This is a genomic window from Aeromonas sp. R2-2, assembly GCF_040908355.1.
Taxonomy (GTDB): Bacteria; Pseudomonadota; Gammaproteobacteria; order Enterobacterales; family Aeromonadaceae; genus Aeromonas; species Aeromonas veronii.
The window spans coordinates 18,851-27,810 of sequence record NZ_JBFODQ010000088.1 but is presented as its reverse complement, the minus strand read 5'-3'; the positions used below and the strand labels follow the sequence as shown (position 1 = coordinate 27,810).

The window sequence follows — 8,960 nt, the reverse complement described above, 5'->3', positions numbered from 1 at the left end:
GAAGGGCGACGCTAGTCACCAGCCAACATAAACAAAACGGGAGCCGGTATGGCTCCCGTTTTAGTTGGCGTTATCTCTCTGGCTCGCCGCTAGCGTTGCAGAGATTCACAGGCTGTTGTTGGCCAGATCAGCCAGCAAACCATCCACCAGTTTCAGGCGCATGGCGCGATCCTGGGTCGGCACCTGGAAACGCAGCCGAGTCGGCCCATCCATCTTGTAGACCCTTGGCTGGCTGGAGAGCAGCTTGACCAGATAGGCCGGATTGACCTTGGTCTCCTGGGTGAAGTCGAGATAGCCGCCACGCTCGCTCATCTCCACCCGGCGAATGCCAAGGGCGGTGGCACGCTGACGGAAGGCAGCCAGCTCCAGCAGGGTTTTGGTCGCCTCCGGCAAGAGGCCGAACCGGTCGATCAGCTCCACTTTCAGCTCGCGCAGCTCCTGCTCGTCCGCCGCACTGGCAATCCGCTTGTACATGGAGAGACGCATATTGACGTCCGGAATGTAGTCATCCGGCAGCAGCGCAGGCAGGCGCAGCTCCACCTCGGTGTGCTGGCTCATCAGCTGCTCCAGCGATGGCTCCTTGCCATTTTTCAGCGCCTCGACCGCCTGCTCCAGCATCTCCATATAGAGGGTGAAGCCGACCGATTCAATCTGGCCGCTCTGATCGTCGCCGAGCAGTTCGCCCGCGCCACGGATCTCCAGATCGTGGGTCGCCAGCGCAAAACCGGCGCCGAGATCTTCGAGCGAGGCGATCGCCTCCAGCCGCTTCGCCGCATCCTTGGTCATCAGCTTGGGATGGGGGGTGAGCAGGTAGGCGTAGGCCTGATGGTGGGAGCGGCCAACCCGGCCCCGCAGCTGGTGCAGTTGGGCCAGGCCCAGGTGATCCGCCCGATCCATGATGATGGTGTTGGCGCTCGGCACGTCGATGCCGGTCTCGATGATGGTGGTACAGACCAGCAGGTTGAAGCGCTGATGGTAGAAGTCGGACATGATCCGCTCAAGGTCGCGCTCGCGCATCTGGCCGTGGGCGATGCCGATGCGGGCCTCGGGTACCAGCTCCGCCAGATCGGAGGCGCACTTCTCGATGCTCTCGACATCGTTGTGCAGGTAGTAGACCTGACCACCACGCTTGAGTTCCCGCAGTACCGCCTCGCGCACCACCGCCGGTTCGTGCTGGCGCACGAAGGTCTTGATGGCGAGCCGCTTGGCGGGCGGGGTGGCGATGATGGAGAGATCCCGCATGCCCGACATCGCCATGTTGAGGGTGCGCGGAATAGGGGTGGCGGTGAGAGTGAGGATATCCACATCGGCCCTCAGTGCCTTGATCTTCTCCTTCTGGCGCACCCCGAATCTGTGCTCCTCATCGACGATGAGCAGTCCCAGATCCTTGAAAGTGAGCTCGGAGCCGAGCAGCTTGTGGGTGCCGATGATGATATCCACCTTGCCTTCGGCCAATTCCTTCATCACAGCGCTCTGCTCCTTGGCGGAGCGGAAGCGGCTCAGCACCTCGACCCGCACCGGCCAGTTGGCAAAGCGGTCGCGGAAGTTGTCGTAGTGCTGTTGCGCCAGCAGGGTGGTGGGCACCAGCACGGCGACCTGTTTGCCGCCATGCACGGCCACAAACGCCGCCCGCATCGCCACTTCGGTCTTGCCGAAACCCACGTCGCCGCACACCAGTCGGTCCATGCTCTTGGCCTGACACATGTCCCCCAGCACCGCATTGATGGCGTTGAGCTGATCGTCGGTCTCCTCGAACGGGAAGCTGGCGGCAAACTGGCGATAGGCCTCTTTGTCGTGCTTGAAGGCAAAACCGGCGCGAGCGGCGCGATGAGCGTAGACATCCAGCAACTCGGCTGCCACGTCGCGCACCTTCTCCGCCGCCTTGCGCCGCGCCTTGCTCCAGGCTTCACCGCCGAGCTTGTGGCTGGGCGGGTTATCAGAGCCTGTATAGCGGCTGATAAGGTGCAAACTGGTGACCGGCACGAACAGCTTGTCGCCGCCGGCATATTCAAGGGTCAAAAACTCGGTGGGCAGACCACCTGCATCGATGGTTTCGAGCCCCAGATAGCGGCCGACCCCGTGATCCAGATGGACCACCGGCTGACCCTGGGTCAGCTCTCCCAGGTTTCTGATCACCGCATCGGAGCTTAAGTTTTTGCTCTTCTCCCGCGCCCGCTTGCTGCGCACCTTGCCGCCCAGCAGCTCGGTTTCGGTGATCAGGGCCAGTGGATCCTGACCGACCTCCTGCCACAGGAAGCCACGCTCAAGCGGTGCCACCAGCAGGCCGTGGCGATCCGGGCTCGCCATAAAGGCGTCGAGGGAGGGGAACTCCTTGGGTTGCAGGGAGATACGCGCCAGCAGATCGCCGAGCACCTCCCGCCGTCCTTCGGATTCCACCGCAAACAGGGTGCGCCCGGCAAAACCTTGCAGGAACTGGTTGAGCGCCAGCAGGGGTTGCTCCTTGCTGTGATCGAGTTGCAGATCCGGCAGCGCCTCGATGGGCAGATCGTGCTGACCGGCATCGCCCGCGGTGGCGGCCTCTTGCAGCCGCACCGCGCCATATTGGCCGAGGGCGGCAAAGAGCTGCTCCACCGGCAGATAGAGCTGGGCCGGGGGTAGCAGGGGGCGAGTGTTGTCCCAGCGTCTGTCTTCATAGCGCTGGCCGATATCGTTCCAGAAGCGCTGGGCGGCGGGGTAGATATCGCCCACGGTGAGCAGCAGGGTCTCTTCCGGCAGGTAGTCAAACAGGCTGGCGGTCTGGTTGAAGAAGAGAGGCAGATAGTATTCGATGCCGGCGGGCCAGCGCCCCTTGCTCACCTCCTGATAGACGGAGCCCTCGGCCCGCGACAGCTCGAACTGCTCGCGGAACTGGCCACGAAACAGCTCGATGGCCGCCTCGTCGGTAGGGTATTCCCGGGCGGGCAGCAGGCTGACCGTCTTGACCGGTTCGCTGGAGCGCTGGGTTTCGGGATCGAATGGGCGGATGGAGTCCACTTCATCGTCGAAGAAGTCGATGCGATAGGGGCTGCTACTGCCCATGGGAAAGAGATCGAGCAGGGAACCGCGAGCGGCAAATTCGCCATGTTCCAACACCTGATCCACCGCCACGTAACCCGCCTCGACCAGCCGCCCGCGCAGCTGTTGCAGGTTGAGGCGCTGACCGGCCTTCACCATCAGGCTGTATTTGTCGAGATAGACCCGGGGGGCGCAGCGCAACATCAGAGTGGAGATGGGGACAATCAATACCCCCTTGCTCATTTGCGGCAGCTTGTAGAGAGTCTCTAGCCGCTGGGAAATGATGTCCTGATGGGGAGAGAAGGTGTCGTAGGGCAGGGTCTCCCAATCGGGGAACAACAATACCGGCGCGGACTGGTCGGCTAGCTGCTTGTCTGCCAGCAAGTACTGTAGCTCCTGCTCCAGGCGCAGGGCGCTCGGGGTATCGGCGGTGATAAGCAGTAACGGCCCCTTGGCTTCACTGGTGAGACGGGCTGCAATCAGCGATAGGCTGCTGCCGACCAGCTGGCCGAGCGTGATCTTTTGGCCCGCTTTGGCGGGCAAGGCGGGGAGTGTCATTGGCATGATTCGATTCTTTTAACGTTGACGTTATCTATCGCGACGTTCGCTCTGGTTAGCGCTGACGTTCTTGGGCGCGCAGCTTGAGCTGCTTCGATTGCACGTGGAGGCTGGCACGAACCAGCAGTTCACGGTCATCTTCGCGGATCCGCACATAGTCGAGCTGCACATGGGTGCCATGTTCACCGCCGTCGAGCTGTTTGACCTGGCCATAGCAGTAGATGGCGGCCGCCTCTTCCCGCAGGAAGATCTTGAGGCGCACGATTTGGTGCAGGTGCGGCGCATCCCCGTGATCATGATAGGGGTGCAGGTAGGTGAGCTGGCCAGCCCCGAAGCGCAGGGTGTGAAAGCGCTGCTCCGGATGGTCCTGCAGGGAGAGCACATAGCCCATGATCATGTCGATCTTGCGGGACTGCTGATTGACGATCTCGATCAGATCGTGCATCGACTCGTTCTGGTTGCGCAGCAGGCGGGTGGTCACCAGATCGATGGAGGTAATGGCCGAAGAGATCCGAAAGGGCTCCGGCAGCTCAGCGTCCAGCTCCTCCAGCGAGGGGAGGTGGAAGTCGGCCGGCATGGGGATCACATTGACCGGCGTGGCATGAGTGACGCTGAAGAACTGTTCCTGCATGGAGGCTATCCCTTGTTGTCATGGACGGTTTCCCTTTATTATCCGGTATCTTATTTTGTTGGCAACGTACATATCCTTGAAGACCGGACTTTTTCAGCCCCTTTCGCTGGCCATCGGCCTGCGTTATGCAGGCTCGAAGCGCAGCAATCGCTTCGTCTCATTTATCTCCCTGTTCTCTACCTTTGGCATTGCCATCGGGGTTGCCGCCCTGATGGTGGTCATTTCGGTGATGAACGGTTTCGAAGGGCAGCTCAAAGGGCGCATCCTCGGGGTGATCCCCCATGTGGTGGTGACCAATCAGGCTGGCCGCATTGATGCATACCCGCAAGGCTTGCCGGATCTGGCCAAATTACCCCATGTGGTTGCCTCTGCCCCCATGCTCGACAGCGAAGGGATGCTGCAAAGCCCCGGCCAGCTGACCGGGGTGAGCGTGCAGGGGATCGACCCTGCAAAGTGGCCCAAAGATGATATCCTCCACAGCCAGATGTTGGGGGGGCGCCTCGATACCCTGCAGGCCGGCCACTACCGCATCGTGCTGGGGCAGGGGGTGGCACGTCGCCTCAATGTCTCCATCGGCGATCAGGTTCGCCTGATCCTGACCGAGGGGACCCGCTTCACTCCGTTTGGCCGGGTACCGGCCCAGCGCCTCTTTACCGTCTCCGGTATCTTCGGGGTCGGCGCCGATGTGGATAACCAGATTGCGCTGATCGCCCTGGGGGATGCCCAGCGGCTGCTGCGTCTGCCGCCAGAAACCGTCGGTGGCATTCGCCTCTGGCTCGATGATCCCTTTGCGGCCGACGAAGTGATCAAGACGCCGCTGCCGGATGGCTTGCTATGGCAGGATTGGCGTCGCGAGCGGGGCGAGCTGTTCCAGGCGGTCGCTATGGAAAAACGGATGATGGGGCTGATGCTGGTGCTGATCATCGCTGTCGCTACCTTCAACATCCTCTCCGCGCTGGTGATGGTGGTGACGGACAAGGAGGGCGAAGTGGCCATCCTGCGCACCATGGGCATGAGTGAATCGGGGATCGTCAAAATCTTCATGGTGCTCGGCGCCTCCAGCGGGGTGATTGGCGCCCTGTTTGGCGGACTGGCGGGCCTTGCGCTATCCCTGGGTCTCAACCCTCTGCTCAATGCGGTGGGGCTCAACCTCTATATGGCGGCGGGCGGCAGTGGCCTGCCGGTCATCGTCGAGCCGGCTCAGGTCATTACCATTTTGCTGGGCGCCGTGCTGCTGAGCTTCAGTGCCACCCTCTACCCGGCGGCCCGCGCTGCGCGGGTGAAACCGGCCGAGGCGCTGCGTTATGAGTAATGCTGTGAATAATGCATCTTCTGTTGTGACTGGTGCCCCCGTTGTTGCGGGTGCCAGCGTTGTTACCGAGGCAAGTGGAGCCCCTGTTATGAATGAAGCCGTATCCCGTGAACCTCTGCTGCGCTGCCAGGCGCTCAACCATGTCTATAAAGAGGGGGAGCTGGAGACTCAGGTGCTCAAGGGGATCGATCTCTGTGTCGCGCCCGGTGAAATGCTGGCGGTGGTGGGGAGCTCGGGCTCCGGCAAGACCACTCTGCTGCATCTGATGGGGGCGCTGGACAACCCCTCCAGCGGCGCCGTGCTGTTCAAGGGGGAGGATATCCACCATTGGGATAGCCGCACACAGGCTCGCTTTCGCAACCGCGAGCTGGGCTTTGTCTACCAGTTCCATCACCTGCTCTCCGAGTTCAGTGCGCTGGAAAATGCGGCCATGCCGCTGCTGATCGCCGGTGAGTCGGTGGCGGTTGCCACCGAAAAGGCGACCAAAATGTTGGGTAGGGTAGGGCTCTCCCATCGCTTGAACCACCGTCCCTCCGAGCTCTCCGGCGGTGAACGTCAGCGGGTGGCGATCGCTCGGGCGCTGGTCAACGAACCGAGTCTGGTGCTGGCGGACGAACCCACCGGCAATCTGGATCACGCCAGTGCCACCGCGGTGTACGAATTGCTGTGTGAACTGAACCGTGAACTGGGCACTGCGTTTGTGGTGGTGACCCACGACCTGAGCTTGGCGGCCAAGCTCCATCGCCGGGTGACCCTGGTGAGCGGCGTGATGGCGGAGGTTGCCTGATGTTCAAACCGCTGCCCCTCTTTCTGGGCCTGCGTTACAGCCGCTCCCACCGTCGCAACGGGTTTATCGCCTTTATTTCTGCCTCTTCCCTGATCGGTATTGCCCTCGGGGTGATGGCGCTGATCCTGGGCCTCTCTGCCATGAACGGTTTCGAGCGGGAGCTCAAAGATCGGGTGCTCTCGGTCGTGCCGCAAGGTGAGCTGGACGCCGTCGAGCGGCCGCTGCCGGATTGGCCGCGTCTGCGTGACTACCTGCTGGCCCAGCCGGGCGTTGAGGCGGCTGCCCCGGTCATTCGCCTCAATGGCCTGCTGGAGCACGGCTCCGCCCTCAAGGGGGTGCAACTGCGCGCCGTGCTGCCGGAGCTGGAAGCCAATCTGTCGGATGCCGGCAAATACATGACGGGCCGTGGTCTGCGTGAGCTGCAACCGGGTGAACGTGGCGTGATCCTTGGCAAGACCATCGCCGACAAACTGGGCGTCAAGGTGGGGGATTCTGTTGCCCTGCTGCTGCCGCAAGGGGGCGATCAGGCCGGGATCAAGAATCCCCGCCGCGAAGCCCTGACCGTGGTGGGGCTGCTGGAGATCGGCGGTCAGCTCGACGGCCTGCTCGGCTTTATGCATCTGGCCGATGCGCAAGCGATCACCGGCATGGGCAGCGATGTGGAGGGCTTCAGCCTGCGGGTGAGCGATGTGCTCAAGGCGCAATCCATCACCGTAGCCGCCGCGCAGCAGTTCCCTCATCACGTCTATATCCGCAGCTGGATGAACAGCCAGGGCTACCTCTATCAGGACATCCAGATGGTGCGTACCGTCATGTATGTGGTGATGCTGATGGTGGTGGCAGTGGCCTGCTTCAACATCGTCTCCACCCTGGTGATGGCGGTGAACGAGAAGCGCAGCGAAATCGCCATACTGAAAACCATGGGGGCGAGCCCCGGCCAGATCCGGCTCACCTTCGTCATTCAGGGGATGGTCAACGGCGTGGCTGGTGCCCTGCTCGGCGCCCTGCTGGGTGGGCTGCTTTCGAGCAAGCTGACCCAGATCCTGAGCGTTGTCGAAAAGCTCATCGGCCACCGCTTCCTCAATCCGGATATCTACTTCATCGACTTCTTGCCGACCGAGTTGCATATGCAGGATCTGCTCATCGTGACGGGCGCCGCCATCCTGATGAGTCTGGTGGCGACCCTCTATCCCGCCTGGCGGGCGAGCGGTCTGGTACCGTCCCGCGAGCTGGGTCACTGATGGGTTGCATCTAATGCGCCATAAATAACGAAGGGCCCGCCGGTGCAAACNAACCGGCGGGCCCTGCTGTTTTCAGGTCGTGTAGACTGGCTTAGTGAGCGTTAAGCTCATCGAGCGGCAGGGAGAAGCTGGCTACGAAGGTGTCGATAAAGTAGCGCATCTCATCGCTCATCCGCGCTGCCAGCATGGCTTCAAGGCGCTTGCGAGCCGGTTCGAACTCCCGGTTGCCCGCGTTGATCTCCTCCAGACACTTGGTATAGGCGCAGAGGGTGTCGGCATCCTTGACCAGCCTGGCCAGCTCGTCATTCTGGGCTGCCGAATCGAGCAGGGGGCGAAAGTCCTCCACCAGTTCCGGCGGCAGCATGCCAAGCAGACGCTGCTCGGCAGCCAGCTCTATCTTCTTGTACTCGCGGGCGATCTCGGGGTTGAAGTATTTGACCGGGGTGGGCAGATCGCCGGTCAGCACCTCGCTGCTATCGTGGTAGAGGGCCATCACGGCGGCGCGGTCGGCATTCACGTTGCCGCCAAACAGCCGGTTTTTGATGATTCCGAGGGCATGGGCCACCATGGCCACCTGCAGGCTGTGCTCGGCAATGTTTTCCGGCTGGATGTTGCGCATCAGTGGCCAGCGATAGATGAGTTTCATGCGGGCGAGATTGGCGAAAAAGTGGCTGGGTAACATGATGGCCTCAACAAAAGAGAATAAAAAAGGGCAGACCCTAGTCTGCCCTTTTTTTCGTTGCAGGGCAGCGTCTGCCCGCGCATTTCCCGTGTTTAGCGGATATAGCGGCCCGATTCCGCCTCCTGGTTGGTCACAATCATCTGGCCGATGGGCGCCAGACTGATGAGTGCCAGCTTGAGGTGCTGGATACCGAACGGGATACCGATAATGGTCACGAAGCAGGCCAGCGCGGAAGCGATGTGGCCGATGGCCAGCCAGACACCGATCAGCACGAACCAGAGGATATTGCCAATCAGCCCCAGAGTACCGGTGCCGATATCGCTCTGGCCTGTCATGGTCTTGCGATTGACGGCCTGCTTGCCAAACGGGAAGAAGGTAAAGGTGCCGATCACGAAGCAGGCTCGTCCCCAGGGGATGCCGACCAGCGAGATAAAGCAGACAAGACCGGCCAGCCACCAGGCCAGGCCCATAAAGACACCTCCCAGTACAAACCAGAGCAGATTGAACAAGAAGCGGAAAAAGGCCATGTGAGTGACTCCAGATCATCAATTTGGTTGTCACCATAACGAGGGAGGGGTAGGGACGCAATGGTTGATTGGCTCAATCGCCATTTGGCTGGTCAAATTGAGTCGCCGCCCGCAACGGTGGGCTGTTTTTCGGCGAAAGATGGGCAATAAAGCGGCGTTCGGATGAAAAAAGGTGAGCAAACGCAAAATTATTGCCATCGGATAGTT

At 61.4% G+C, this 8,960-nt stretch carries 7 protein-coding genes; 3 read left to right on the top strand and 4 right to left on the bottom strand.

What is annotated here, in order from left to right:
• Positions 1–105: 105 nt before the first annotated feature.
• Positions 106–3,573 (bottom strand): transcription-repair coupling factor, encoded by a 3,468-nt coding sequence (gene mfd, locus AB5Z09_RS18525; RefSeq protein ID WP_368195960.1) that lies wholly within the window; start codon positions 3,571–3,573, stop codon positions 106–108.
• 55 nt (positions 3,574–3,628) lie between these two features.
• On the bottom strand, positions 3,629–4,204 hold the full coding sequence (locus AB5Z09_RS18520; RefSeq protein WP_005351323.1) for a hypothetical protein: 576 nt from the start codon (positions 4,202–4,204) through the stop codon (positions 3,629–3,631).
• Positions 4,205–4,280: 76 nt separating this feature from the next.
• On the opposite strand from AB5Z09_RS18520, the gene AB5Z09_RS18515 reads away from it, so the two are divergent.
• The 3 genes from AB5Z09_RS18515 (at position 4,281) to lolE (ending at position 7,544) form a co-directional block, all read left to right on the top strand.
• Complete coding sequence (locus tag AB5Z09_RS18515) at positions 4,281–5,516, top strand: lipoprotein-releasing ABC transporter permease subunit (protein ID WP_368195959.1); 1,236 nt, start codon at positions 4,281–4,283, stop codon at positions 5,514–5,516.
• Positions 5,517–5,604: 88 nt separating this feature from the next.
• Positions 5,605–6,303, top strand: a complete 699-nt coding sequence (gene lolD / locus AB5Z09_RS18510) for a lipoprotein-releasing ABC transporter ATP-binding protein LolD (protein ID WP_005336988.1) — start codon at positions 5,605–5,607, stop codon at positions 6,301–6,303.
• A complete protein-coding gene (lolE, locus tag AB5Z09_RS18505) occupies positions 6,303–7,544 on the top strand; it encodes a lipoprotein-releasing ABC transporter permease subunit LolE (protein ID WP_368195958.1) in 1,242 nt (413 codons plus the stop codon). Before lolD ends, lolE begins: the two co-directional genes overlap by 1 nt.
• A 91-nt stretch (positions 7,545–7,635) precedes the next feature.
• Here the strand turns inward: lolE and yfbR are convergent, their stop codons facing one another.
• Both yfbR and AB5Z09_RS18495 read right to left on the bottom strand, forming a co-directional pair.
• Positions 7,636–8,226: a 5'-deoxynucleotidase gene (gene yfbR, locus AB5Z09_RS18500; RefSeq protein ID WP_150388983.1), complete on the bottom strand. Its 591-nt coding sequence runs from the start codon at positions 8,224–8,226 to the stop codon at positions 7,636–7,638.
• Positions 8,227–8,318: 92 nt separating this feature from the next.
• Complete coding sequence (locus AB5Z09_RS18495; RefSeq protein ID WP_005336982.1) at positions 8,319–8,753, bottom strand: YccF domain-containing protein; 435 nt, start codon at positions 8,751–8,753, stop codon at positions 8,319–8,321.
• Between the last annotated feature and the right edge of the window lie 207 nt (positions 8,754–8,960).